This is a genomic window from Novosphingobium sp. TCA1, from assembly GCF_009811895.1.
GTDB classification, from domain to species: Bacteria; Pseudomonadota; Alphaproteobacteria; order Sphingomonadales; family Sphingomonadaceae; genus Novosphingobium; species Novosphingobium panipatense_A.
Map to the genome: position 1 here is coordinate 1 of NZ_BLJH01000005.1, position 26,343 is coordinate 26,343.

General features: G+C 67.7%; 22 protein-coding genes. 13 read left to right on the forward strand and 9 right to left on the reverse strand.

The features are described from left to right. Window positions 1–248 (reverse strand): hypothetical protein (locus NTCA1_RS28660; protein ID WP_236549170.1); only part of this gene is annotated, 248 nt, incomplete at its 3' end. 547 nt (window positions 249–795) lie between these two features. Between NTCA1_RS28660 and NTCA1_RS07875 the strand changes: the two genes are divergently transcribed. Further along, complete coding sequence (locus tag NTCA1_RS07875; RefSeq protein ID WP_236549171.1) at window positions 796–1,542, forward strand: hypothetical protein; 747 nt, start codon at window positions 796–798, stop codon at window positions 1,540–1,542. Between the two features lie 242 nt (window positions 1,543–1,784). Here NTCA1_RS07875 and NTCA1_RS07880 read toward each other — a convergent pair whose 3' ends face one another. The 4 genes from NTCA1_RS07880 to NTCA1_RS07895 form a co-directional block, all read right to left on the reverse strand. Next, window positions 1,785–3,017: a translocation/assembly module TamB domain-containing protein gene (locus NTCA1_RS07880; RefSeq protein ID WP_159829866.1), complete on the reverse strand. Its 1,233-nt coding sequence runs from the start codon at window positions 3,015–3,017 to the stop codon at window positions 1,785–1,787. 4 nt (window positions 3,018–3,021) lie between these two features. After that, window positions 3,022–3,618, reverse strand: coding sequence for a polysaccharide biosynthesis/export family protein (locus tag NTCA1_RS07885; RefSeq protein ID WP_086490064.1), 597 nt, complete (start codon window positions 3,616–3,618; stop codon window positions 3,022–3,024). Between the two features lie 192 nt (window positions 3,619–3,810). Continuing rightward, window positions 3,811–5,079 carry a glycosyltransferase family 4 protein gene (locus tag NTCA1_RS07890; protein WP_236549172.1) on the reverse strand — a complete coding sequence of 423 codons (1,269 nt, stop codon included), beginning with the start codon at window positions 5,077–5,079 and terminating at the stop codon, window positions 3,811–3,813. Beyond that, window positions 5,076–6,473, reverse strand: a complete 1,398-nt coding sequence (locus NTCA1_RS07895; protein WP_159829868.1) for a polysaccharide lyase family 1 protein — start codon at window positions 6,471–6,473, stop codon at window positions 5,076–5,078. The genes NTCA1_RS07890 and NTCA1_RS07895 overlap by 4 nt, the downstream gene beginning before the upstream one ends. Window positions 6,474–6,773: 300 nt before the next feature. Between NTCA1_RS07895 and NTCA1_RS07900 the strand changes: the two genes are divergently transcribed. The 5 genes from NTCA1_RS07900 (at window position 6,774) to NTCA1_RS07920 (ending at window position 13,958) form a co-directional block, all read left to right on the forward strand. After that, a complete protein-coding gene (locus NTCA1_RS07900) occupies window positions 6,774–8,222 on the forward strand; it encodes an O-antigen ligase (RefSeq protein ID WP_159829870.1) in 1,449 nt (482 codons plus the stop codon). After that, entirely contained in the window at window positions 8,219–9,649 is a 1,431-nt protein-coding gene (locus NTCA1_RS07905; RefSeq protein ID WP_159829872.1) for a lipopolysaccharide biosynthesis protein, read from the forward strand. The genes NTCA1_RS07900 and NTCA1_RS07905 overlap by 4 nt, the downstream gene beginning before the upstream one ends. Beyond that, window positions 9,646–10,815, forward strand: a complete 1,170-nt coding sequence (locus NTCA1_RS07910; protein ID WP_086490068.1) for a glycosyltransferase family 4 protein — start codon at window positions 9,646–9,648, stop codon at window positions 10,813–10,815. The genes NTCA1_RS07905 and NTCA1_RS07910 overlap by 4 nt, the downstream gene beginning before the upstream one ends. A gap of 180 nt (window positions 10,816–10,995) precedes the next feature. Further along, window positions 10,996–13,374: a polysaccharide biosynthesis tyrosine autokinase gene (locus tag NTCA1_RS07915; protein ID WP_159829874.1), complete on the forward strand. Its 2,379-nt coding sequence runs from the start codon at window positions 10,996–10,998 to the stop codon at window positions 13,372–13,374. Window positions 13,375–13,388: 14 nt separating this feature from the next. Next, entirely contained in the window at window positions 13,389–13,958 is a 570-nt protein-coding gene (locus NTCA1_RS07920) for a sugar transferase (RefSeq protein ID WP_236549173.1), read from the forward strand. Window positions 13,959–14,195: 237 nt separating this feature from the next. Here NTCA1_RS07920 and NTCA1_RS07925 read toward each other — a convergent pair whose 3' ends face one another. The 3 genes from NTCA1_RS07925 to NTCA1_RS07935 are packed head-to-tail and all read right to left on the reverse strand — an operon-like array spanning window position 14,196 to window position 17,036. After that, complete coding sequence (locus tag NTCA1_RS07925; protein WP_159829878.1) at window positions 14,196–14,900, reverse strand: HAD family hydrolase; 705 nt, start codon at window positions 14,898–14,900, stop codon at window positions 14,196–14,198. Beyond that, window positions 14,893–15,861: an ATP-grasp domain-containing protein gene (locus tag NTCA1_RS07930; RefSeq protein ID WP_236549174.1), complete on the reverse strand. Its 969-nt coding sequence runs from the start codon at window positions 15,859–15,861 to the stop codon at window positions 14,893–14,895. The genes NTCA1_RS07925 and NTCA1_RS07930 overlap by 8 nt, the downstream gene beginning before the upstream one ends. 14 nt (window positions 15,862–15,875) lie before the next feature. Continuing rightward, window positions 15,876–17,036 carry a glycosyltransferase family 4 protein gene (locus NTCA1_RS07935; RefSeq protein WP_159829882.1) on the reverse strand — a complete coding sequence of 387 codons (1,161 nt, stop codon included), beginning with the start codon at window positions 17,034–17,036 and terminating at the stop codon, window positions 15,876–15,878. A gap of 326 nt (window positions 17,037–17,362) precedes the next feature. Here NTCA1_RS07935 and NTCA1_RS07940 point away from each other — a divergent pair, with 326 nt between their 5' ends. The 7 genes from NTCA1_RS07940 to NTCA1_RS07970 all read left to right on the forward strand — a co-directional run bounded on the left by NTCA1_RS07940 (window position 17,363) and on the right by NTCA1_RS07970 (window position 25,855). Continuing rightward, window positions 17,363–19,087: a hypothetical protein gene (locus NTCA1_RS07940; protein ID WP_159829884.1), complete on the forward strand. Its 1,725-nt coding sequence runs from the start codon at window positions 17,363–17,365 to the stop codon at window positions 19,085–19,087. A 347-nt stretch (window positions 19,088–19,434) separates the two neighbouring features. Continuing rightward, on the forward strand, window positions 19,435–20,271 hold the full coding sequence (gene rfbF, locus NTCA1_RS07945) for a glucose-1-phosphate cytidylyltransferase (RefSeq protein ID WP_159829886.1): 837 nt from the start codon (window positions 19,435–19,437) through the stop codon (window positions 20,269–20,271). After that, window positions 20,264–21,397 (forward strand): CDP-glucose 4,6-dehydratase, encoded by a 1,134-nt coding sequence (gene rfbG, locus NTCA1_RS07950; protein ID WP_201282439.1) that lies wholly within the window; start codon window positions 20,264–20,266, stop codon window positions 21,395–21,397. Before rfbF ends, rfbG begins: the two co-directional genes overlap by 8 nt. Continuing rightward, entirely contained in the window at window positions 21,388–22,608 is a 1,221-nt protein-coding gene (locus NTCA1_RS07955) for a DegT/DnrJ/EryC1/StrS aminotransferase family protein (protein WP_159829888.1), read from the forward strand. Before rfbG ends, NTCA1_RS07955 begins: the two co-directional genes overlap by 10 nt. Further along, entirely contained in the window at window positions 22,601–23,860 is a 1,260-nt protein-coding gene (locus tag NTCA1_RS07960; protein ID WP_236549176.1) for a class I SAM-dependent methyltransferase, read from the forward strand. Before NTCA1_RS07955 ends, NTCA1_RS07960 begins: the two co-directional genes overlap by 8 nt. Window positions 23,861–23,919: 59 nt before the next feature. Further along, complete coding sequence (locus NTCA1_RS07965) at window positions 23,920–24,870, forward strand: NAD(P)-dependent oxidoreductase (protein WP_159829890.1); 951 nt, start codon at window positions 23,920–23,922, stop codon at window positions 24,868–24,870. Window positions 24,871–24,874: 4 nt separating this feature from the next. Next, window positions 24,875–25,855: a glycosyltransferase family 2 protein gene (locus NTCA1_RS07970; protein ID WP_086490079.1), complete on the forward strand. Its 981-nt coding sequence runs from the start codon at window positions 24,875–24,877 to the stop codon at window positions 25,853–25,855. Here NTCA1_RS07970 and NTCA1_RS07975 read toward each other — a convergent pair. Continuing rightward, a complete protein-coding gene (locus NTCA1_RS07975; protein ID WP_159829892.1) occupies window positions 25,809–26,279 on the reverse strand; it encodes a GtrA family protein in 471 nt (156 codons plus the stop codon). The genes NTCA1_RS07970 and NTCA1_RS07975 overlap by 47 nt on opposite strands. Between the last annotated feature and the right edge of the window lie 64 nt (window positions 26,280–26,343).

Below are 26,343 nucleotides of genomic sequence, written 5' to 3' on the forward strand. Positions count from 1 at the left end.
CAGGACCTTTGAAATCGGGCCGATGACGACCACTGCGACGCCTTTTTCCGCAACCTGTTAAGTTCTGCAAGACGCTTCTCGTGCAATTTAATTGTCAGAGCACGTATTTGGCCTTCACAATCCGTAGCTGTAGCGCAGTCAACATTATCAGCAGCCAAGGCATGAGGGATCCCGATCGCCGCACCAAGAAGCAGAGAGTTGCTGATTTTGATGGCTATTTTCATTCGCGATGAGAATATACCCAACATCCGAATCCTCCCGAAATCCCACGTATAATTATTTATTTTGAACACTTCATCAATGAGTCTTTATCCGTAGGTATTTTTACACATCGCCATGCTATTATTATTTTTTCCTAGTGGACAAAATTTATCCTGTTTTCATAGGGCGTATTTTCACCTAGATGTTATACCTAACCATATCGATATTGAAACGGCACTTTGCCTCATCGAAACTTTGAAATACTAATTCTCAAGATAGCGAAGCGCGACCGCGCTCAGGGCGATCACGATCCAGCGCTAGCTAGCAGTTCTCACAAACCATTTTCCTACAAGCCCCTGCTTGCGTTAAACCGGCCTGCCATTGGGAACACAGGTTCAACAGCGCGAGCGAGGTTGCCTCATGTCTTCCGGTAGAAAATCTTCACATCGGCATGGTTCTGGACGTCGGCTTCGGCGAGGCAGGATCCTTCGACAGGCTCAGGATGAGCGGCGTTCGGGGGAGGGTCAGGGCGTTGGCCAGGGCGTTGGGCAGCCCCTTCGACAGGCTCGGGGTGAGCGGGGGTTGGGGGACGTTTTGGGTGCACGGGATTTGAGTCCGGGCGCGGGTTCGGGGGGCTCTGAGGGCGGCGGGGATGGTGGCGCTGGCCCCTCCACCCCCGACTGCGTCGGCGGTCCCCCTCCCCGGTTCGGGGAGGAAGCGGCTCGGTGCGCGTCGGGGCGGGCTTCGCGGCGGACTTCGCGGGCGGCGTTTTTCGAGGATGATCTCGATCCCGGCGATCCGCTCCTGGGGTTTGCGCCCTATCTCCACAAGGCGCCGCGCGCCAACTCGATCACGCCGGACCGGCAGCGGGCCTTCATCGCGGCGCTGGCGGCCTCGGGCATCGTCACCCAGGCGGCGCGGACGATCGGGGTCTCGCTGGAGGCGCTCTACAAGCTGCGCGCCCTGCCCGGCGCCGAAGGCTTCGCGGCGGCGTGGAACAAGGCGATCGACCGGGGCATGATGCGCCTGGAGGACTGCGCGCTCGAACGGGCGATCCGGGGCGAGGAGCGCCCGGTGGTCAGCCGCGGCGAAGTGGTCGCCACGTTCACGCGCCACGATACCGCGCTCATGCTGTTCCTGCTGCGCCAGCGCCTGCCCGAACGCTACGGCAGCGGCCCGGCGCGCGATCCTCGGCCGGGCGATCCCCTCTACGAACGCATCCGCGCCGAGATCGAGGCGGAATATCCCGCGCTGGAAGAGGTACGCGCCTCGATCCGCGACAAGGTGGCGGGGCTGCGGGCGCAAGTGGAAGCGCGGATCGCGGCGCAGGAAGAAGAGTGAGTTTTTGCGGGGTGCGCCTTCGTTTGGTGTGCTCGTCACGCATGTGACGAGCTAGCGGCACCGGGGAGTCTTTGTTGAGTGCGCCTTCGACATCCGTCGAAGGCTTGCGGCACCAGCCCACGCCCCCACCCGACCTCCCACTAGTGTATCCTGATGGGAGGTCGGGTGGGGGCGTGGGCTGGTGCCGCAAAAATTCGCCTTCAGCGAATTTTCAAAACTCAAAACCTCAAAACCTCAAAACCTCAAAACCTCAGGCGGAACGAGAGGCCGGTCTTGAAGCGGTCGAATTCCTGCGAGGCGTCGTCGCTGGTGCGCTTGCCGTAGCTGGCGTAGCCCGCCACCGACATGTTGCGCGACAGGATATATTCGACTTCCGCCTGGACCGTGGGCGTCTGCTCCTTGACCCCCGAACCGTTGTAGCGGCTGCGGCGATAGCCGGCGCCGACGGTGGCGTAGAGGTTGTGGCGGATCTCCTGCTGCACCGAGAGCTTGACCGTCGTGTCGGTACGCGACTGGGCGCCGCTGCGGAAAGTCGCGACGTCGCCGTTGAAGGCGTCCAGCATGATCGCGGTGCGCTGCTTCGGGCGGTAGGTGAGGCTGCCGGAGACCGAAAGCCCGGTGCGGCCGGGTATGTTGGCGTCGTCCGGGTTGAAGCGGAACACACCGGCCGAGAGATTGCCCTGCAGCACCCCGCCCGGCTCGAACTCCACGCCGAGGCGGCCGCCCCAGGTGGTGGTGTTGCGCTTGTCGCCCGCGGGTGTGTACTCCAGCCGGAAATCGCGGCGGGCGATGAAGGCGCTGGCGGTGACGAAAGTGATCCCGGTGACGCGCCAGCCCACGGTCGCCACGCCGTTCATGCTGGTGAAGTCGCGATTGTCGTCTTCGCGGGAGACGGCGTCGTACTTGGTGACATTGCCCTGGAGGTCGAACAACAGGCGCCGCGTCATGTGGCGGAAGCGCAGGTCGGTGCCGAGGCTGTCGATCTCGCGCGGGCCGGAGTTGGGGTCCTGCCGCGATTCCGGGCTGCCGCGTTCCTCGACCGTGCGCTGCCAGAAGACGCGGCCGGTCGCCGAGGTGGTCGTCTCGGGCGACCAGCGCAAGGTGCCGTCGATCACCCAGGCCTCGGTGTTCTCGGTCTTGAGATCGGCGAAGCGGCGCACCGTGGCCGAGGCGTGGGCCTGCGCGCTGAGCGGGCCCGGCGAGGTGGTGACCTGGACTTCCGGCGTCAGTTCGAGGTGGAAGTCGTCCTGCGCATTGCTGGGCTGGGCGTAGACGTTGGTGTCGTACTCCACCCGCGCCTCGCCGCCGAGCGTGACGTTGAGCGAGCCGAGGTGCATCGGCAGCGCCTTGTACTCCCTGTCATTGGGATAGACCGCCGAGGCGGTAGAGCCGATGTCGCGCGCCTGGGCCCAGGCCTGCTGCGGTATTGCGAGCAGGAACGGGACCGGCACGGCCAGTGCGATTGCCCCCCGCACGGCCTCAGAACCACCGCTCGTAAACGCGGATCCGGTCGCCCGGCAGGATCGTGGCGAATTCGTCGGCGCTGGCGGTGACGTCCTTGCCGTCGATCACGCGGGTCACGGCGACCTTGCCGGTCTGGGCGCGGTAGGTATAGCCCCCGGCGGCCGAGATCGCCGCGAGCACCGTCATGCCCTGGCGGTACTCGAACTGGCCGGGCTTGTTGACTTCGCCCACGACGTAGAACGGCCGCAGTTCCACCGGGCCGACGTTGACCACCGGATCGCCGGTCATGATCCCCTGCCGCAGCAGCGAGGCGGCGATGCCCTGCTCGATCTCGCGATAGGTGAGGCCCGCGACGGTGACCTGCTTGATATAGGGCAGCGAGATCGCGCCGCTGTCCTCGACGATGTAGTCGCCGTTGGCGCTCTGCAGGTCCTGCACCACGATGTGGAGCTTGTCGCCCGCACCCACCCGGTAGTTGCCTGCCGGAGCGGGTGCGAGCGTGGGCATCGATGCGGTGGGCGACGAACAGGCGCCAAGCATCGATGTGGAAACGAGCGTCAGCGCCAGCGGAACCGCCATCAGCGGCCGGAACCTCGCGAGACCTAGCGACATAGGATTGCCCTCCCTCAACAAAAGATAAGCCCGCCGGATGCCCCCGCGCCCTGCGCGGATCCCGGGCGGGACCGTCTGCGACAGGTTGACTCAAAGACCGGCGGAATGCCTTGGTTATTAAGGGTTATCCGGCGAATACTCGGGCGAGGACGGCTAATCCTCGTGGTAATCGGGGCGCCGTTTCCTACCCCTTCACCGGGGCCTGCTGCCCAGTTCGTCGTAGACCGAAGTCACCTGCCGGATATGGTTCTCGCGCGAGAAGCGGCGGCGGGCCTCGATGCGGGCGCGGGCGCGCATGGCGTCGAGCCGTTCGGGGTCGGCCAGCAGGTCGGCGGCGGCGCGGGCCATGGCGGCCGGATCGTCCAGCGCGCAGAGCACGCCGCAGCCGCCTTCCAGCGCTTCCGGGTTGCCGCCCGAGTCGGTCGCGACCACCGGCGTCCCCACCAGCATGGCCTCCACCAGGGTGCGCCCCAGCGGTTCGCGCGCGGCGGGAACCAGCAGGAGGTCGCAGCCCGCCAGCCATTCGTGACCGGGCGTGCGATAGCCCATCATGTGGACCCGCGCATTGCCCGAAACCCGGGCGATCCGCTGCGGCAGGGCCTCTCCCACTTCGGTATTGCGCGGATCGCCGAACATCAGGCCGACCACCGGCCGATCCAGCAGCGCGCCGAGCCGCTCCACCGCTTCCACGAATTCGAGCGGGCGCTTGCGCTGCACGAAATTGCCGAACCAGCCGCAGAGCACCGCATCGGGCGCGCAGCCCAGTTCCTCGATCAGACGGCCCCGCATCGCCGCCCAGTCGGCGGTGACGCTGGTATCGAACGGGCTGTAGACCACTTGCGCCGCCCTTGCGGCACGCCCCCGCCCCTTGGCGGCCCCCTGCGGCAGCGAGAAGCGCGAAACCGTGAAGATGCGGCTCGCCAGCAGCGGCGCGACATAGCGCAGGCCCCGCGCGTCGGGATCGCCGCGATGGTGCCAGACCAGCCGCGCGCCTGCCAGCCGCGCCGCCAGCGCCCAGCTGGCATGGCTGCGTCCGTCGTTGCTGTGGACCAGGTCGATCCCGTTCTCGCGCAGGAAGCGGGCGCGGCGCGGCACCCCGGCGAGCGTGCGCAGCACCTTGGCGAGGCCGAACCGCGCGCCCGGCACGAAGGACCGGGCCGGGCGGGCCGGATCGGGCATCTGCGCAAAGGCGGAAAAGAACCCGGCGATCGTGCCGTCCGGCACTTCGGGCACGACCATGAGGCGGTAGCGCCCCGGATCGAGGCCTTCCATCAGCCCCCGCGCGGAAACGTGGCTGCCGCCCAGTTCGTCCCCGGCGAAAGGAAAGCAGATGCGCAAGGCCCGCGGCGAAGCGGCGGCAGATCCGGTGTCATCCCTAAGGCCAGGCTCACGGCCAGGCTCACGGAAACCCTGGAACACAGGCTCGAAATCGGGCGCCAGCGGCGCGGCAATACCCTTCAAAGCCCGAACCCCTTTTCGCGGGAGGTGAGAAATTCCTCGAAGTTCTCGATGCCGTTGCCATTGGCATCGCCCCAGGCATCGTTGCGGGTGGGATCGAGGCCGTTGGCGCGTTCCCAGGCATCGTCCATGCCGTCCTTGTCATTGTCGGTATAGGCCGTGCCGCCGGTCTGTGCCGGGATCGCCGGAGCGGGCGAGCCGATGCGGCCGCTGCGCGCCTTGACGTCGGCCACCGCCGCCTTGTCTATGCCATCGCGCGGGAAGGCCCCGGCGCGGGCCAGCACGGCGGCATAGGCAGCCGCGGCGCCCATCGGCTGCACCGTCAGCGGGCACGGGGCCTGCTGGATCTGCGCGGGCACCACTTCGGGACTGACGTGGCGGAAATTGCCATCGAAGGCATTATCCCAGAGATAGATCGAGGCCGTGCCGGTGGAGCCCTGCGTCTCGCGGGCGACGCCCCGGCTCTGGGTCGTGGTATTGGTGCCCGCGATAAAGGTATTGCCCACGATCGAGACCGGGCTGCCCCCGTAACTTTCCCAGACCTCCGCGAATTCCGAAGCGGCATTGTAGAGCACGTTGTTGATCACTTCCACGCAGGAGCCCTTGGGGAAGTTGATGTCCGGGTTGCGGTCTCCGTTGTGGGCGCAGAGGTTGCCGATGAAGCTCAGCTTCTGCTTGTCCACCGGGTCGCTCGCCAGCAGCGCGCACTTGTCATGCTTGGGGATGCCCCAGGCGAAGATCGAGTTGCTGATGGTGATCTCGTCGTTGTCGTCATAGCCGTTGATCAGCTCGTCCCGCGCCCAGGAGGCGCTGACATGGTCGATCACCACGCGGCTGCTTTTTTCTATGGTGATGCTGTCCTCCGCCTCGCGGTTGCCGCCGACGCGGTCGTTGCGCACGCGGATGCCGCGCACGACGACATCGTGGGTGTTCTTGATGACCAGCGGGGTCAGGCCGTTCCTGCCGCCGCCATGGGCCAGCGTGATGCCGCTGCCGGGCGCGGTCTGCCCGGCGATGGTCAGGTAGGGGGTCATGATCCAGGGCGGCCGCTGGGTGAAGCGGATCACCCCGCTGACCCGGAACACGCAGACGCGCGGGCCGCTGGCGGTCACGCAGGCGCGATAGGAACCGGCACCGGAATCGGCCAGCGTGGTGACGTAGATGATCCGCCCGCCGCGCCCGCCGACGCTGGTGGCGCCGTAGCCGACCGCAGCGGGAAACGATTTCTTGCCGGAGGGCACTTTCACGACCGGCGCTGCCGCCATCACTTCCTCGCTGGCGGTCCCGGCCAGGCCCAGCATGACCGCCGCTCCGCCCAGGCCCAGCACCGCCAGCACCAGGAGCGTGCGAAAGGTGAATTTCCTCGAAGGCCTTTTCGCGTTGTTGGTCGCAGTCATGCCGTTTCTCCAACGGTTCGAAGGATCACCCGGTTCGAAGGAACGCCGGCCGCACCGGTTTCCCGGTTGATCGGACACGCCGAACGAACAGGTCCGCACAGGCCCGGTGGCCACGCGGATCCATGCCCCGGATAGAGCCATAAAGATGCCCGAGCGTGATCCTCCCGCCGAGTGCGCACAAGTTACCAATTGGACTTAGCCCGGCCCCTTCCCTCCCCCTTTCGCGCTAACATCTATGCGCCCGCCTATTGCCCGGACTGGCCTTTGCCTTGGGCGGGCGCCCTGCCCATGATCGCGGCCATGGCCGCTATCCTCACGCAGATTCCCGAAGACGGGGCGCAACGACCGGAGGTCCTGCGTGGACCGTTCCGCATGCCCTCCCGGGGACGGACGTCGGGGCGGGAGCTGGAACGGGCCGGAGAACGGTCCGGGGGTGCGCGATTTTCCGCGCCGGCTTCGCCTTACGACCGCGCCATCGGCTTTCTGCTGCCCGCCGCCGCCTTCTTCCTGAGCTGGTGGCAGGTGGGCCGCATGCCCGCCTTCAACCTGACGATGTCGGACATCATCCTGATCCTCTGCACCTTGCTCATGCTCGTCTCGCGCGGGCTGAACGCGCGCATGATGGGGCGGGTCTCGGTGCTCTGGGTCGGCGGCATCGCCATGCTGCTGGGCGGCATGCTGGTGGGTTCCACCATGCACGGGGATTTCGCGCGCTGGCCGGTGGTGGCCGGGCAATATGCCTTCGCGCTGCTGCTGATCCCGATGGTGCTGGCCAACTGCTCGCTGGCGATGCTGCGCAAAGCCGCCGTCGCCTATATCTGGGGCGTCGCCGTCTCGCAGGCGGTAGGCATCACCCTCGTCAATCTGTTCAGCCGCGACTTGATCAACCAGTACGTCAACAAGTACGTGGTCACCGGGAACGGCCGCCTCGGCGCTTTCACGGGAGAGCCCAATTCGAACGGCGCGGTCTGCGTCTTCGCGCTGATCTTCCTGCTCCACGCCGTGATCGGCAAGTACCTGCGCCCGGTCGTGGCCGTGCCGCTGGCATTGGTGATTGTGGCCGGCATGGTCTATTCGGCCAGCTTCACCGCCTTTTCCGCGACGATCCTGTCGATCGGCTTCGTTCTGGCCTTCTCGCGCATCCGCACGGTGATCACCATCGCCCTGCCGGTGCTGATCGTGGTGGGCGCCTATGTCGGGCTGGGCGGGCCGGTTCCCGCCGTGTTCGAGCAGCGCGTCGGCGATGCCGTGGTCTCCGGCGATCCCACCAAGGCGGGCACGTTCGTCGGCCGCTCGGTGCTGATCCAGGAAGCCTGGGAGATGTCCGGCGACAACCTACTGATCGGCCTCGGCAGCGACGGCTACCGCAAGGCCAGCGTCTACGGCATGCCGGTTCACCAGCTCTACCTGCTGGTGCTCAACGAGGGCGGCATCGTCTCGTTTCTGGGCCTCAGCCTGATGTTCGCGGCGATGTTCGTCCACGGGATCTTCATTACCGGGCGAAGCCGGACGGACGGAGTCTCGGCCCTGGCGATCCTGGGCGTGTTCTTCATTTACGCCATGTCCCTGCCGCACATGTTCGCGCGGATGTGGAACGGCCCGGTGATGCTGATGCTGGCGCTTGCCGCCGCCGGCGCCGCCGCTTCGGCGCTCACCACGGTGCGGCGCCCCCGATGGAACAATCGGCACCTCCCGGCAGACGGCCAGGGCGCCCAACCAGAAACAGAACGGACCCCGGAAGCAGGATGACTCCCATCGAAAGCGCCAGCGAGGCCAGAATCGCCGGGCAAGGCTTTGCCTCGCGCCTGTCCCGCATCCCGGCACGCTGGAAAGGCGCCGGGATGCTGAAGCCGCATCTCGCCAGCATCGGCCACTTGCTCTCGGGCAATTTCGGCGGCGTGATGATCATGATGGCCAGCCTGGCCATCGCCACCCGCGCGCTGGGGCAGGAACAGTTCGGCGTGCTGGCCGTGATCCTCTCGATCGGGCGCGTCTGCGAAAGGCTGATCCGCTTCGAATCGTGGCAGCCGCTGGTGCGCTTCGTCGCCGCCGAGGAGGAGACCGGCGACAGCGCCCGGATCTCCTCGCTCTATGCCTATGGCCTGATGCTGGACGTGGGCAGCGCGCTCGTCGCCGCCGTGCTCAGCGTGGCGGTGGCGTGGTTCGCGGGGGACCTGATCGGCATCGGCCGCAGCAATGTGGACCTCGTCGCGATCTACGCCTGCGCGATCGCCTGCAACCCGCGCGGCATGTCCAGCGCGGCGCTGCGACTGGCGGGGCGGTTCCGCACCCTGGCCTATGTCCAGCTCGCCTCCTTCGTGGTGCGCTTCGCGTTCTCGGTGCTGATCTACGCGCTGGGCGGCGGGCTGCTGTGGTTCGTGCTGGTCTGGACGGCCAGCCAGATCCTCGATTCGGCGCTGTTCAACCTCTCCGGCTTCCGCGCCCTCAACGATACCGGCATCCCGAGCCCGCTCAAGGCCGACTGGCGTGACCTGCCGGGGCGGTTTCCGGGCTTCATGCGCTTCGCCATATCGACCAACCTCTCCTCGACCTTGCGCACGATGACGCACGAGATGGACACGCTGCTGGTCAGCACGTTCGCCGGGGCGAGCGCGGCGGGGCTCTACTACCTCTCCCGCCGCATCGCGCGGGTGGCGCAGACGGCGGGCGACATGATCCAGACGGTGATCTACCCCGACCTCGCGCGGCTCTGGAACAAGGTGGGGCCGGGGGCGATGGGGCAGCTGGTCTCGATGCTGCAACTCTCGCTGGCGGGCATCGCCCTCACCGCCGTGGGCGCCTGCTGGCTGGTGGGCAAACCGGCCATCGAGCTGGTGTTCGGGCCGGGCTTCTCGGACAGTTACGAGCTGCTGCTGGTCCAGCTTTTCGCCGTGCTGCTGACCCTCCACGGCACCCCGGCCCGCGCCGCGCTGCTGGCGATGAACCGGCCGACTTACGTGCTGATCTCCAGCTTCGCCGCGGCGGCCGCTTTCTTCTCCGTGGCCTTGCTGCTGATCCCGCGCTTCGGGGCGCTGGGGGCCAACTACGCGCATATCGCCTTCGGGGTGGCCACGGTGATCCTGCTCGACACCGCATTCTGGCGCAACTTGCGCCGCGCCGAACGCGAAGCCCAACCCGCCGCCAAGCCCGCTTTCGCCGCCGAGGCCGAGGCATGACCGCCCACGCCCCCGCCGACGATTTCGCCAGAACCGCAGAGGCGCCGCGGCCGCTGAGGGTCAGCTCGATCATCACCAGCCTGACCTCGGGCGGCGCCGAGATCCTCGTCACCAACCTCAATGCCGCCTTTGCGGCAAGGGGCGCGGCCGGCACCATCGTCGCCTTCTGCGACGCGCCGGCCCTGGGCAACTCGCCCGAGATGGAGGCCGAACTCGCCGCGCAGATCGCCGAGAGCGGGTGCCGCTTCGAATCGCTGGGGCTCGGCCGGAGCCGCCGCCTGCTGCCGGGCGTCCTGGCGCTGCGCCGCCACCTTGCCGCCGCCCGGCCCGACGTGGTCCACGTCCATACCGTGCGCGCGGTGGCGATGCTGGCGCTATCCGGCTTTTCCGGCCCGATCGTGTTCACCTACCACAATAGCCGCCTGAGCTTCCCGCCCGCCCTCTTCGCCGCGATCGACCGGGTGGTGAACCACTACGTCGCCATCAGCAACGACACGGCAGGCATGTACCGGCGGCTGTCGAAACGGCCCTTCACGCTGATCCAGAACGCGCCGTCCTCGCGCTACAAGGCCGGATCGCCGCGCGTGGCCGCGCGCCGCCCCTGCAACGTGCTGAGCGTGGGCGCGATTTCCGACCAGAAGAACTACCCGCTGCTGATCGAGACCGCGCGGATCCTCAAGGACCGCGCCACCCCCGCCTTTCCGCCGCCGGTCCTGCGCGTGGCGGGCGGCGGCGAGGGGCTGGAGGGCCTGCGCGCCGAAGTCCGCGCACAGGGGCTGGAGGGCGTGGTCGAATTCCTGGGCGAGCGGCGCGACGTGCCCGATCTCATCACCCGCAGCGACCTCTTCCTCAATACCTCGCACTACGAGGGATTTTCGGTCGCGATCCTGGAAGCCATGGCCATGGGCCTGCCGGTGATCGCCACCGACGTGGCAGGCAACCGGGGGCTGGTCCGCCCCGGCCAGAACGGACTGCTCTGCCCGCCCGACCGGCCGCAGACCCTGGCCGCGGCTATCCTGCGGCTGACTCAGGACAATTCGCTTTATCGGCAGTTTTCCGCGGGTGCGCTGGTCACCAGCCGGGAGTACACGATCGAGAACGCCGCCGCCCGGCACCTCGAACTCTATGCCTCCCTGCTGCGCCGCCGCGTTCCCCAAAAGGACTAGTCTCTATTAGGACGCACCCGTCCCGGATGCCCTTTTTGCGCGTTTCCGCTTTGACCGCATAGTCCATCCTCGAAGACCGTACCGCATGGACGGTTACGCACCAGGCCCGTCCCGAGGGGGGGCGGCAGGGATCGAAAGCCGCCGCATGGCGGCGCACTTCACCTCTCTGGAGGGGCACCTATGTCGACTGCAATCGCGCCTAGCCCGATCGGCGGCGCGCCGGCGCATTACCGCGGACCGGCGCTCTCGCGGGATGATTCATCCGCTTCCGACCAGCAGGTCGGCCCCCGCGACCTGCTGCGCGTGATCTACCGCCACCGCACGATGATGGCGCTGATCGTGGGCGTGATCACGCTGGGCGTGCTGGTCCAGCAATTGCTTTCGCCCACCCTCTATCGCTCGTCCTCGACCGTGCAGGTGGAGCTGATCGACGAAGTCGGCACCAACCAGGCTGACGTGAACTCGCGCAATGCCGAACGCGTCGCCAATGCCGTGCGCCTGCACCGCTCGCGCTCCGCCGCCGAGCAGGTGGTGAACGACCTTCACCTGACCAAGGACAACGATTTCCTCAAGGAACTGGGCAATATCCCCGCCGACAAGCGGGTGCTCCAGCAAGTGGCGACCAACAAGGTCCTGTCGATGGTCTCGATCAATTCCGAGGCCGGTTCCGACCTCGTCGAGATCGGCGTGACGGCCGGATCGCCGGTCCTGGCGGCGGCGATCGCCAACCAGATCCCGGTCTCGGTCCGCTCGCTGCGCACGATGAAGACCAACGAGCGCCGTTCCGAACTGCTCGCCTCGCTGGAGCAGGAACAGCAGGCCCGCGCGGCCGAGGCCGAGGAGACCGCCCAGCGCGTCGCCGATTTCCGCGCCCAGCACCAGATGCTGACCGGCGCGGGCGGGGCCGAGGACCTGGCCCAGATCAACCGCATCGCCGTGCAGAGCGCCGCCGCCATGGCCGCGCGCGATGCCGCTTCGGCCCGCAGCGCCGGTATCGCCCGCGCCAGCCGGATGCAGAGCACGGCAATGGCCAGTTCCGGCGTGCTCGACCAGCTCGAACGCACGCGCGGCGAACTGATCGCGGAAACCTCCAAGCTGTCCACCAGCCTGGGACCCAACCATCCCGACGTGAAGCGGCTTGCTTCCCAGCTTGCCACCGTCAACGAAGGCATCGTCCGGGAACAGGCCCGCGTGCAGGGCGCCGCCCAGGCCGACGCTTCGGCCAAGGCCTCGCAGATGACGGAACTCGCCCGCAGCGAGGCCGCCGGAAACAGCGCCCAGGCCAGCCGCCTCGAAGGCATCGTCGCCGGGCTCAGCTCCACCGCCTATCGCAACACCGCCAATTCCGTGCAGCTTGAAAAGCTGGTGCGCGAATCGACGCTGGCGGACGATGCCTACAAGGCGATCGCCGGACGCGTCGAACAGGTTCGCGCGCAGATGCAGATGGAAGGCGTGTCCTCCTCGGTCGTCTCCCCGGCCGTGCCGGACTACGACCCGGTTGCCCCGGCGCCGGTCAAGATGGCGATCACCGCCTTCCTCGGCTCCAGCGTGCTGGCCTTCCTGATCGCCTTCGCCCGCGACTTCCTGGACGACCGCCTGCGCACCACCGCGCAGATCCGCCGCCTCTTCGGGCTGCCGACCCTGGGCATGCTGCCCCTGCTGACCCGCAGCCTTTCGGAAGACCCGAAGGACAGCCCGGTCATCAAGGAACCGCAGTCGCTCTTCGCCGAAGTCGCCCGCTCGACTTATACCGAAGTGCGGGCGCTGGACCGCCGCCCCGCGGCCTCGCGCGGCAACTCGCAGGTCGTGCTGGTCACCTCGCCGCTGCCCGGTGACGGCAAGTCCACGGTCTCGCTGACGCTGGCCGCCGCAGGCATCGCCATGGGCGATCGCACGGTGATCCTCGACCTCGACTTGCGCAAGCGCGGCGCGCTCCAGCGGCTCCAGAACGAGATGCAGATGCCCGACCTGGTGGACATCGTCTGCGGCCGCGCCGATCTCGACAGCCTGGTCGGCCCGCGCTCGGCCCATCCCTACGACGGCTCGCTGCTGACGGCCCAAGATGGGGGGCAGCATGGAACCGAAGGCGGACAGGTCATCGAACAGCCGGACGGCGCCAACCAGATCGTCCTGCTCAGCGCCCGCGAGCCGGTGGCCGAACCCGCGCTGCTGCTCTCGTCCAACCGCCTCAAGGGCCTGCTCGACCAGCTCAAGGAGCGCTTCGAGCTGGTGATCATCAACGCCCCCGCCGCCCTGGCGGTGCGCGATGCCCGCGCCATGTGCCACTTCGCGGACCAGACCGTGCTGGTCGCCCGCTGGGGCCACACCACCGGCGACCAGATGCGCGCCGCGCTGGAGATGCTGGACGACAGCGTCGGCGGCGTGATCTTCGACCAGGTCGACTACGCCGAACATGCCCGCCGCCGCTACGGCGACTCCGTGCAGTTCTACGCGGACTCGGCCAGCTACTACTCCTCGCCGGTGCCCGTCCGCGACGAATGGGCCGCCAAAGTACGCCGCTTCTTCCGGGGCCATTCCTGGCGCCCCGCGGAAGCGTGAGCAGGAGCGCGCGAGTGGCCTTCGCTTCCCTTCGATTGCTCGCCTCGCTGCTTCTGCTCACCCTTCTGCCGCTGCTGCTCCTGCTGGGCATCGGCGTGCTGATCTCGATGGGCCGCCCGGTGCTGTTCCGACAGCGCCGGGCGGGCCGCGAGGGGCGGGACTTCACGCTGCTCAAGCTGCGCTCGATGCGCGAGGCCACCGGGCCGGACGGCAAACCGCTGCCCGACGAGGCCCGCGTCACCGCCTTCGGCCGCTTCCTGCGCCGCAGCCGGCTCGACGAACTGCCGGGCCTGTGGAACGTGGCGACAGGCGACATGACGTTCGTCGGCCCGCGGCCGCTGCTGCCCGAGACCATCGCCGGTCTCGGGCAGCGCGGCGCGGCGCGCGGCCGGGTGCGGCCGGGCCTGACCGGCTGGTCGCAGGTCAACGGCAATACCCTGCTCTCGCTCGACGAGAAGATCGCGCTGGACCTCTGGTACGTGGACAATGCCTCGCCCTTGCTGGACCTGCGGATCGTGATGCTGACGCTCTGGGTCATGGTCGGCGGCGAACGCCGCTCGCGCGAGGTGGTGCTGGCGGATTGAGGGGGCTGGCTCGCCTCCCCCTCCTACACCCGTTCATGCTGAGCTTGTCGAAGCATCGGACCCTTGCGCCACGCCCGAGGGGCCTTCGACAGGCTCAGGCTGAGCGGGTTGAGATGAGGTGAGATGAGGTGAGGTGAGGTGAAACGGGAGGAGATCAGGCAAGGCTGGTTACCCCGGCTGCCTCCCCGTCCCGCTCAGCCTGAGCCTGTCGAAGGCCCCTCAGCCAAGCCCCCCTCCTCAGTCCAACAGGAGGGCATCCAGCGTCCCCACCACATGATCCGCCGCATGGGCGGCGCTGGTGGGGGTGCAGGCGTGGATGCGGCCTTCGCGCAGGATCTGCACGGTGGTCCAGCCGCGCGCGCGCGGGGTGACGAAATCCTTGGCGGCGTTGTCGGCGATATAGACATGCGCGGCAGGCGGAAGGCCGGACCACTGCTCGACCATCTCGTAGGCCATGGCATGGGGCTTGCCGCAGCCCTCGGGCAGGAGGCCGGTGAGGATGACCTTGCCGATGCGCTCGTAGAGGCCCAGCGCCGAGACCTTGTTGCCCTGGGTCTGGGCGGGGCCGTCGGTGATGATGGCGCTGGCGCGCGCGCCGATCCGGCCGAGCAGCCGCAGCGCGTCGGGGGCCAGCGCAATCTCGGGGGCATGGCCGCGATAGAGCGCCACCAGCGGCGCCACATCCACCTCCGCCAGCCCCATGGCGGCCAGCGCCGCATCGAACACCGTGCCGCGATGCCCTTCGTCCAGCAGGCGCGTGCAGTGCTCGGCATAGCCGGAAACACCCCGCGTCTCCTCCAGATGCCGCCCCACCGCCGCAAAGCCGGAGCGGGCGAAATCGCGTTCGAGATAGAGCGTGTCGTCGAGATCGAGCACGACCACGGGATGGCTCAGGGTGACCCGGCGTTCCTCGGGATCGGGATAGGCGGCGGCGTCAGCCACGGAACACGGCGCTGTCGTAGCGCACCATGGTCACGCCCTCGCGCCAGTGGTCGCTCGCGCATTCGGAGAGCCCCGCCACGCGGGCGAGCAGGCTCTCGGCGAAGCGGCCTCCGGCATGATCGGCCAGCGGATAGCCGCCGCCGAAGCGGGCATTGATCTCGAAGACGCGCGGGCCGGCATCGGGATCGTCGATCAGCTGGAAGCAGAGCACGCCCTCGGCGGCGCCTTCGCGGCCGAGGGCCGCGGCGATCTGGCCGGCGATGGCGATCATGCGCGGGTCGCGCACGGTGCGGCCCTTCTCCACTTCCCCGGCGCGCGTCGAGATGCGCAAGTGCGGGATCGCCGAGCGCATCCGGCCGCGTGCGTCGAGGTACATGTTGATGGTATATTCCGGCCCGCGCAGCAGTTCCTGCACCAGCATCGGCTCGGGATAGTCCGCGCGGATCTCCGCCGCCGATCGCAGCACGCCGATCCCCCGGCTGGCGCTGCCGCCCACCGGCTTGGCGAAGAGCGGGAAGTTCCAGCCCGCCGGGTCGGCGCGCAGGTCCTCGATCCGGGCGGTGCGGGGCACCGGGACCCCGGCCTCGGCCAGGACGGCGATGGTGCGTTCCTTGTCCCGCACGACGTCGATCACGCCCGGCGCGCTGACGTGGACCATGGTGCCCAGCTCGGCAAAGAGTTCACGGGCGCGGGACAGCACGTCCAGCTCGGTGTCGATGGTCGGCACCAAGAGGTCGATCTTCTCGCGCGCGCAGTGGTCCAGCAGGCGCTCGACATAGTCCGGCGCGGTGCAGCGCGGCACCTGGAAGGCCGCTTCGGCCTCCAGACAGGCGGCGCTGAGTTCCGGTTCGAGGTCGCAGGCGTGGATCTCGGCGCGCAGGCCCAGCTTCTCGGCGGCGCGGCGAAAGCAGCGCGTGAGTTCGACCCGGCGCCCCGCCGAGGTGAAAAGTATGCGTACCACGTTCATTCCCCCATTCACCGTTTCGCGCCGGCCCCTGTCAACGGTGCCCCTTCATCGCGACCTGCCCTGCGGCCAGCATCCCGACGCACCTCCGCCGCGACCCGCGCGACGACCTGGTCCCACTGCCGCAAGATGCGCTCCGGCCGGAAGCGCGCCATGGCCTGCGCCGCGGCGGCGCCCATGATGAGGCGGGCGGCGGGATCGTCTGCAAGTGCCACCATCGCCCGGCCCAGGGCGGCGGGCGCCTCGTTCTCCACCAGCACGCCGCTGCGGCCGTTCTCCACCATGTCGGCGGGTCCGAAGTCGCAATCGGCGGCGATCACCGGCAGGCCCGCCGACATCGCCTCGCCCAGCACGTTGGGAAAGCCCTCGTAGCGGGAGGAGAGCACGAAGATCCCCGTCTCGGCCACCCAGGCGCGCGGTCGGGGGCTGAGCCCGCGCAGTTCGACCCGGCCTTCGAGCCCAAGGTCCGCGATCTGCCGCTCCAGCGCGGCGCGCTCCGGCCCCTCGCCCCAGATGTCGAGCTGCCAGTCGGACCGGCGCGCGGCCACTTCGGCGAAAGCCGCGACCAGCAGGTCGAAGCCCTTCTGATGGGTGAGCCGCCCCACCGCGCAGAAGCGCTTCACCTCGCTCGCGGCGCGCGCGACGTCGGGCGGCGGCACCGGGTTGGGGATCGTCACCAGCCGATCGGCCACGGCGGCGGGAAAGCAGCGCCGCACCGCCTCGGTCTGGCAGACCACGGCATCGGCGCGGCGATAGAGCAGGCGCAGCAGCAGGTTCCACAAGGGATGGGTGCCCTGCCGCTCGGGATTGTTGCGCTCGGCGCAGATCAGGCGGGTGCCCGTGCCGACCGTGGCGAGCGCGGCGATGAGGTTGTTCTTGGTGAGGAACGAGACGATCACCTGCGGCCGTCGCTCCGTGATCACCCGGCGCAGCGCGGCGACGCGCCCGGCGATCCCGGCAAAGCCGCTGGCGCCGCCCAGCCGGTGCAGGCGCACCGCTTCCGGCAGGCGGTGGAACACCGGGTCCTCGGGCCTGTCGAAGGCGATCACCTCAACTTCGCACCCATCTCTGCACCAGTGATGCGCGAGCTGGGCGATCACCTGCTCCGCGCCCCCGGCGCCAAGGCCCGAGGCGAGGATCGCGATACGCATGGTGCCGGGTGAAAGTGCCAAGGCCCCCTCTTTCGCCTGCCTGAAAACCTGTTCCCTGATTGGCCCGAACCTAGCGAAAGCAGCACCCGCGCGCAGACGGTCATGCGGTCTAACCCTTTATTGGAGCGAGCGATTCGAAAATGGCGGGCATGCCCACCGCCGGGAGAGGTCCGCCCGTGCCTTCCCGCCATTCCTGCAATTCCGTCATCCTGAGTGGGTACGCCCTAATCGCGCTCCCGTTCGCTTCATGCATCCGCCAGACTGCCGCGACCCCAGACTGCCGACCGAGGGGACCGGTAGCGACAGTCGACACGGGCAAACGACACGGGCGAAAGGGGATCGGGATAATGGAACGCGACTTGTCGCAGCGCGCGGGTGCCAACCTGGCGCAAGGCCGGGAATTTCCGGCCGCCGCGCCCCTGGCGGACGGCAGCCCCACCGAACCGGCCGGTCTCTCCGCCGCCGTGTCCACCGGTCTCAGCGACGGCCCCGGCGGGCTGGGCAAGAGCGCCCGGCCCAGCCTGGGGGTGCTGGCGGCAAGCGGATTGCTGGGCGTTCTCTATCTCGGACTGGTCGGGCGCCTGCTCGCCTTCCCGATCGGGCGCGACGAGAACCTGTTCATCACCGTCTCGCGGCTCTGGGGTACCGGGGATATCTACCGCGACTTCGGCTACAACCACCTGCCCTATCTGCCCTATCTGCTCGGCGGGCTCTACTGGCTGACCGGGACCGGCCATTTCCTCCTGCTCGGCCGCCTGCTCATCGCGGCGGCCTGGGCCCTGGCGATCGCCGCGCTCTGGCTGATCGCGCGGCGGCAGCGCACCGGCTTCCCCGCCTTCTTCGCCGCCGCCGTCCTGCTGATGGGCAATGTCCTGCTGATCGGGCAGCCCGGCATGATGGTCAGCAACAACTTCCTGCCCCTGCCTTTCGCGCTGCTGGCCATCCACTTCCTGCTCTGCGGGCTCGACCGCGAACGGCCTTCGTGGATGTGCTGCTTCGTGGCGGGCGTGCTGGTCTCGATCGCGGTAGGGTTCAAGGCCAACTACATCTTCCTCGCCCCCTTCCTGGCGGCGGCCACGCTGTTCGCGCCGCTGGCCCATCCGCTGCGCCAGCGGCTGGTCTGCGGGATCGTGCCGCTGGCGCTGGGCGGCCTGACCGGCGGCATTCCCGTGCTGATCGCCATCGCTTCCGACCCGGACGCCTTCTTCGCCCATACCATCCGCTACTTCACGCAGCTCCAGCCCAACTACTGGATGCATTCGACCGAACCGAAAGTGGTCGGCCTGGCCCAGAAGATCCTGCTGGCGGAGGACATCTGGACCGCCAACGCCACGCTGCTGGCGCTCGCGGGCGCGGTCGTGCTGGTCGCCCTGCCGCTGCGGCGGCGCGGCTGGCGCGACGGGCTGCTGGCGGTCTGGTCCTGGCCGGTGGTGCTCGCCGCCGCGCTGGCGCTGATGGGCGTGGTCGTCGCCTTCGTGCCGAGCCCGTCCTTCCCGCAATATTTCGTGCCGCCCATCCCCTTCCTGGTGCTGCTGGTACTGGTGCTGCGCGCCCGCACCCTCAGCGAGAACCGGCTGGCCGCCGATGCGGTGCTGCTCTCGCTGGCGGTCGTGGCGGTGCTCTGCGCCGCCTCGCGACTGGGGCCGGGCATGATCTCGCTGACGCGTCCCGGCTCGTGGGTGGGGGTGAAGATTCACGGCGAGATGCGCGGGCTGGTGCGCAGCGCGGGTGCCTCCTCGGGAGACAGCGTGGCCACGTTCTCGCCGCTGCTGGCCGTGGAAGGCGGACTGGGCGTGCCGGGCGAATTCGCCGCGGGCCAGTTCGTCTACCGCGTGGCCGACTACATGCCCCCGCACGACCGGGTCTACTGGACCACCACGTCGCCGACACGATTGACCGCCTGGCTCGACGCCAACCGGCCCGCAACCATCCTGGTGAGCGGCGAGGAACCGTTGGAACAGCCCCTGACCGACTATGCCCGCAGCCACGGCTACCTGGAATTCGCCAGCCGCCGCAACGGCACCGGCCCGGTGCTCTACCGAAGGCCGCTGAAGAACGACGAGCTGGAGTAAGGTGCTGGAATGCGCGTTGGAAAACGGCTTGGATAATCCGTCGTCCCGGACCTGATCCGGGACGACGTGTGCTTCAGGAACCCGGCTTCCCCAAAAGAGCGCCGCCCCCGTTTGCAGAAACAGTTTGCAAACATAACCCGCGCCGATCGCCGCGGATCGGCCCGAAAAACGGCGAGAAATGCCCCCTGCGGGCACTCTTGCGGAACCGGACCTTAGCCCTTTGGCACCCCCACTGGCTAAAGCTGCCTAACCCCGATGAACACTTCTCCGCCGGACCGATCTGCCCTTAACCTTGGCGCATCGATCGGAGAAATTCTCCCGAAAATTCCGACACCGGAGGTGCGGTCATGAAAGTCGTCCTGCTCGCCGGGGGCCTCGGGTCCCGCCTTGCCGAAGAAACGGTTCGTATACCCAAGCCGATGGTCGAAGTGGCCGGCCGTCCGATCATGCTCCATGTCATGGATATCTACGATCGCTGGGGCCACAATGACTTCATCGTCGCCTGCGGTTACAAGGCGATGGCCATCAAGAGCTTCTTCCAGGACCTTCATCTCATGTCGAACGACTTCACCGTCGGCATCGGCAATGGCGAGATGGCGCTGCGGCCCACCTCGAAGATCGACTGGCGCGTCTCGGTGGTTGACACCGGCCTTGCGACGATGACCGGCGGCCGCCTGAAGCGCCTGCGCTCCTGGCTGGACGACGAGACGTTCATGGTCACCTATTCGGACGGCGTCGGCAATGTCGATCTCGACGCGCTGCTGGCGTTCCACCGCTCGCACGGCAAGCTCGCCACCGTCACCGCGGTGCAGCCGCCGGCGCGCTTCGGCAACCTGGAACTGGACCCGTGCGACGGCGACGGCGGCCAGGTGGTGGAGTTCACCGAGAAGGTCATCAAGTACGAAACCTGGATCAACGGCGGCTTCTTCGTCTTCGAACCAGGCGTGCTGGACTACCTGACCGGCGACGAGGAGCCGCTGGAGCAGGCGCCGCTGACGCGTCTTGCCCATGACGGTCAGCTCATGGCCTACAAGCACAAGGGCTTCTGGCATCCGATGGACACCGTGCGCGACCGCGACACGCTGGACAAGCTGGGCACCCAGACCCTGCCGCCATGGATGGATTTCGAGAACGGCCAGCCGGTGCTCAGCACCGATGTCCCGACGAAGCTGCAACATGCCTGATAAAGGCTCACTGAATCAGGCGCTTGTTTCGGCATACCGGGGCAAGCGGATTCTGGTGACCGGCCACACCGGCTTCAAGGGTGGCTGGTTATGCCTCTGGCTCAGGCAACTGGGCGCAGAGGTCATCGGGATCGCCTTGCACCGCCCCCCGCAAGGCCCTGACATGTTCCACGCGGTCGACCTGGAGGGGCTGGTCGACCACCGCATCGCCGATATCCGCGATGCCGCCGCCTACGAGAACGCCTGCCGGGGCGTGGCGCCCGACCTGGTGTTCCACCTCGCGGCCCAGGCGCTGGTGCGGCCGTCCTACGAGGATCCGGTGGAGACGTTCGCCACCAACGTCACCGGCACGGCGGTCGTGCTCGATGCCGTGCGGCGGATGCCCTCGGTGCGCGGCGTGGTCGTCGTCACCAGCGACAAGTGCTACGAGAACCGCGAGTGGGAATGGCCCTACCGCGAGACCGACGAACTCGGCGGCGCCGATCCCTACAGCGCGTCCAAGGGCTGTACCGAACTGGTCGCCGCGGCCTTCCGGCGTTCCTATTTCTCCGATCCCGCAGGCTGCCAGATCGCCACCGTGCGCGCGGGCAACGTGATCGGCGGGGGCGACAACTCGCTCGACCGGCTGCTGCCCGACGTGGTGCGCGCCACCGTGGCGGGCACGGCGGTGACCATCCGCAATCCGGCCAGCGTGCGCCCCTGGCAGCATGTGCTGGAACCGCTGGCGGGTTATCTGATGCTGGGTGCGCGGCTTCTTGGAGAGGATGCGCCGCGCTTTGCCGAGGCCTGGAACTTCGGCCCCAGCGCCGACGGCTTCATCGATGTCGAGGCGATCGCCCGCAGCTTCCAGCAGGCCTGGGGCGAAGGCGTGGCGCAGATCGCCTTCGGGCGGCGGCCCGACGATCCGCACGAGGCGGGGATGCTGACGCTGGACAGCAGCAAGGCCCATGCCCGCCTCGGCTGGCGCCCGCGCCTCTCGACCGAGGAAGCCGTGGCGATGAGCGCCCGGTGGTACCGCGCCTTCGCGGCCGGAAACGAAGACATGCGCGCCTTCAGCGAGGCGCAGATCGCCCACTATTCCGGCGATTTCACCGAAACACTTCAGGGGGAAGCACTATGCGCGTGAATTACGGTCAGACTGTCCACGGCGAGGAAGAGATCGCCGCGGTCATGGAAGTCCTGCGGACCTCCACCCAGATGGGGCCGAAAGTGCGGGCCATGCAGGAGCAGGTCTCGGCGCTGTTCGCCAAGGACCACGGCATCATGGTCAATTCCGGTTCCTCGGCGAACTATCTCGCGGTGGAGCTGCTGAACCTGCCCGAGGGCAGCGAGGTGATCACCCCGGCGCTGACCTTCGCCACCACCGTCGCGCCGATCGTGCGCTCGCGGCTGGTGCCCGCTTTCGTGGACTCGGCGGTCGGCACCTACAATATCGACGTCGAGAAGATCGAGGCGATGATCGGGCCGAACACCAAGGCGATGATGATCCCCTCGCTGATCGGCAACCTGCCCGACTGGGACCGCATCCGCGAGATCGCCGACAAGCACGGCCTGATGGTGATCGAGGACAGCGCCGATACCCTGGGCGCCACCCTGCGCGGCACCAGCACCGGCACCCGTTCGCACATCTCCACCACCAGCTTCTACGGCTCGCACGTCATCAACGCGGCGGGCAACGGCGGCATGCTCTGCGTCTCTGACGAAGACCTCGCCCGCCGCGCGCTGCTCCTGCGTTCCTGGGGGCGGACCAGCTCGCTCTACGTGGACTCGGAAAGCATCGAGAAGCGCTTCAACGTCGCGCTCGACGGTATCGACTACGACGCCAAGTTCCTGTTCGACGAACTGGGCTTCAACGTCGAACCCTCGGAAATGGGCGCCGCCTTCGGGCTGGTGCAGCTCAAGAAGCTCGACAACAACATTGCCGCGCGCGAGCACAATTTCGAGCGGCAATATGCCTTCTTCAAGCAGTACGAAGACTGGTTCGTCCTGCCCGAGCAGCTTCCCGAATCGCGCACCGGCTGGCTGGCCTTCCCGCTCTGCATCCGCGAGGACGCGCCTTTCACCCGCACCCAGATGCAGATCTGGCTGGAAGAGCGCGACATCCAGACCCGCCCGGTCTTCACCGGCAATATCCTGCGCCAGCCCGCCATGAAGAACGTGACGCTCAAGGCGCCGCCCGAAGGCTGCTCGGTGGCCGACGCGGTGATGAAGGGCGGCATCCTGCTGGCCTGCCATCACGGCCTGACCGAGGCGCACATCGATTTCATGCACGAGACCTTCGAAGGCTTCGTCCGCTCCCTGTCCACCACCCCTTCGCGGGAGGCCGCCAATGCTTGAAATGCCGATCCCTGAGCAGAACGCCACCGACGTCCTGTCCGAGTGCCGCGCCTGCAAGGCCCCCGCGCCTTACCTGTTCCTGCCGCTGGGCGACCATGCCCCCGGCCAGATGCTGATCCGCCCGGACGACCTCGGCCGCGAGCAGCCCGCCTTCCCGCTCAACACCCAGGTCTGCCTGGAATGCGGGCTGGTGGAAATCGCCGACCAGATCCCGGCGGACTTCTTCCGCCACTACCTCTACGTCCCCTCGGGCGCGGCGCGCATGCACAGCCACTTCGCGGACTTCGCCACAGTGCTGGCGCAGCGCGCGGAAGGCGGGCTGATCGTCGACATCGGCAGCAACGACGGGCTGCTGCTGGCCGCCTGCAATGCGCTGGGCTGCAAGACGCTGGGCTTCGACCCGGCCGAGAACATCGCCGCCATGGCCGCCGAGCGGGGCGTGGAAACCCATATCGACTACTTCACGCCGACCTCCGCCGAACTGGTCCGCTCGCAGCGCGGCCCGGCGAAAGTGATCTCCACCACGAACACTTTCAACCACATCGGCGACCTCCATACTTTCATGGAGGCGATCTGCATCCTGCTCTCGGATGACGGGACGTTCGTGATCGAAGTACCCCGCGCCAAAGAGTACATCGACCACACCGAGTTCGATAACATCTACCACGAGCACGTCTCCGAGTTCAGCCTGCTCTCGATCGTCAAGCTCGCCGCCTTCTTCGACCTCGAAGTGACCGACGCGCTCTCGCTGCCCGACATTCACGGCGGCTCGATGCGCGTGTTCCTGAACCGCAAGGCGGCCGGGATCGGCCCCTCGCAGTCGGTCGGCGAGATGCTGCGCGACGAACTGTCGGGCGGGATGCTGCTGCCGGAAACCTACGACGCCCTCGCCCGCGACGTGGCGGAGATGGGCCGCGACGTGCGCGCCATGCTGGACGAGATGAAGACCCAGGGCCTGAAGATCGCGGGCTACGGCGCTTCCGCGCGGGGCAATACGCTGATCACCCATTTCGGCATCGACACCAGCTATCTCGATTTCCTGGTGGACCGCAATCCGCTGAAGCACGGGCTCTATTCGCCGAACACCCGCATCCCGATCCGCCCTGTAGAGGCCATCGAGGAAGAAAAACCCGACGTGCTCTTCGTGCTCGCCTGGAATTTCTTCGACGAGATCTTCGAGCAGCAGGCCGAATTCCGGGCCCGCGGGGGCAAGTTCCTGGTGCCGCTGCCGGTGCCACGGATCGTGTGCTGAACTGAACGGTCCGGGGCCGGTGCGAAAACCGGCCCGGACATTTGCGGAAGGGTTGCCCAGTGGCGGAAGGGGTTACGCTGCTTACCGGAGCCGGCGGTTTCATCGGCGCCCATCTCGTTGCCCGCCTTCTGGGGGAAGGTGCGCCCGTTCATGTGATCGTGCGCCCTTCGACCGAACTGGGCAGGCTGGCGCCTTTCGCCGAGAGCCTGACGATCCACCGCATCGACTTGTCGGACCGGCTGGCGATCCGCGCCTGCATCCACGATCTGGCGCCGCGCCGGGTGTTCCATCTCGCCGCCGAGACCCGCCTGCCACCGCAGCCGGACTTCACCGCCGCCCGCGGTACGAGCGCGATCTATCTCCAGCCCGCGCTCAACCTGCTGGAGCCGCTGGCCGAACTCTCCCGCCCACCCGAAGTGGTGGTGCGCGCCGGCACCATCGCGGAATATGGAGAGGCCGCGCTGCCCTACCGCGAGCATGAACGCGCGATCCCCGCCACGCCCTACGGCGCGGGCATGCTGGCCACGACCGACGCCATTGCCATGCTGAAACCCCGCCTGCCCTTCCCGGTGATCACCGCGCGCCTCGCGCTCTGCTACGGGCGGGGACAGGCGCCGAGCTTCCTGATCCCGGCCATGATCGACGCCTGCCTCTCGCACCGGCCGATGACGGTGCGCCGCCCCCACGACCGGCGCGACCTGCTCCACGTCGACGATGCGGTGGATGCGCTGCTGCATATCGCCCGGCTGGCGCCGCAAGACATCGACGTCGTCAACATCTCCACCGGCGAGGCCCCCACCATGGAGGACGTCGCCCGCCGGATAGAAACCGTCACCGGCTGCGGTGAAGGGGTGCTGGTGCGCGCGGAGATCCAGGGCGATCCAGTGGAACTGCGCTCCAGCCCGGATCTGGCCGCCGCGCGGCTCGGCTGGCGCCATCGCATCACTCTCGACGAAGGCCTCGCCCGCACCATCGCGGACGAACAGTCCCTCTGCACGAAAGCAGGATAGATCCGTGAACGCCGAGCCGAAAACCCTGGTTTCCATTCTCGTTCCCGCCTTCAACGAGGAACTCAACGTCGTGCGCTGCTACGAGGCGATCGTGCGCGTCTTCGAGAAGCTGCCCGAATACAGCTACGAAATCATCGTTACCGACAACCATTCGACCGACCGCACGTTCGAACTGCTGGAAGACCTCGCCCGCAAGGACCCGGCGCTGAAGGTCATCCGCTTCTCGCGCAACTACGGCTACCAGCGCTCGCTGCTCTGCGCCTACAAGGCGGCGACCGGCGCCTGCTCGATCCAGCTCGACTGCGATCTTCAGGATCCGCCCGAACTGATACCGGAGATGCTGGGCCTGTGGCGCAGCGGCCACCAGGTGGTCTACGGCATCCGCCGGTCGCTGAAGGACGGTTTCTTCATCGCCACCCTGCGCCGCGCCTTCTACCGCTTCATCACCTGGATCAGCGACGACGACCTGCCGGTCAATGCCGGGGAGTTCCGCCTCGTCGACCGGCGCATCCTGGTGGAACTGCACAAGGTTGAGGACGCCTCGCCCTATCTGCGCGGGCTGATCAGCGCGATGGGCTTTTCGCAGGTCGGCCTCGAATACGACCGCGGCGACCGTATCGCCGGGGAGAGCAAGTTCCCGCTCAAGTCGATGATATCGCTGGCCGTCGATGGCGTGCTCAACCATTCGCTGATGCCGCTGCGGATCGCCTCGATCGCAGGCATCGTCATCGGCGTGCTCTCCATGGCGCTGACCTTCATCTACCTCGTCGGCCGGGTGCTGCTGGGGCAGGCCTGGCCCGCCGGTTTCGCCACGACCACGATCCTGCTGCTCATGTCGATCTCGATCAACGCGGTGTTCATGGGGATTCTGGGCGAATATGTCGGGCGGCTGTTCCTCCAGGCCAAGCCGGGCGGCAAGCCGATCGTGGAGCAGAAGCTCAACTTCCCGGAAGTGATTGCGCTGGTCGCGCGCGAAAGACAGTGACGCGGGTGAGCACGAAAAGCACTGCCGCATAGGTGCAGATCGCCAGTCCCTGCACCATGGCGCTGCGCTCGAACCCGGCGCCGCGGCCCATGGCGATCACGGCCAGATTGGCGCCATAGGCGATCAGGAAGGCCGCGCCGTAGCGCAGGCCCTCCGCCAGGGTCGCGCGGTGCCGCGCGCGGAAGGTCAGGTGGCGGTGGAGGCCGTAGGAGATCGGCAGGCCCATCGCAAAGCCCGCCAGGTTCGCGGCATAGTCGCCAAGCCCCAGCCGCAGCCAGCCGAGGATCAGCCCATAGCCGATCGCGGTATTGCCCAGCCCCACCAGCACGAAGCGCGCCAGCGTCGCCGCTTCGCGCGTCAGAGAAGAAGTCCCGGAAGGCGAAGCTGGGCCGGAAGGCGGCATGCGGTTCGGGGAAAGGGTCAAGAGCGCGGGTCCTTATGGCGGGGCCTCCCGCAAGGGTGCGCAGGCCCCCGCGCAACCGGCAATC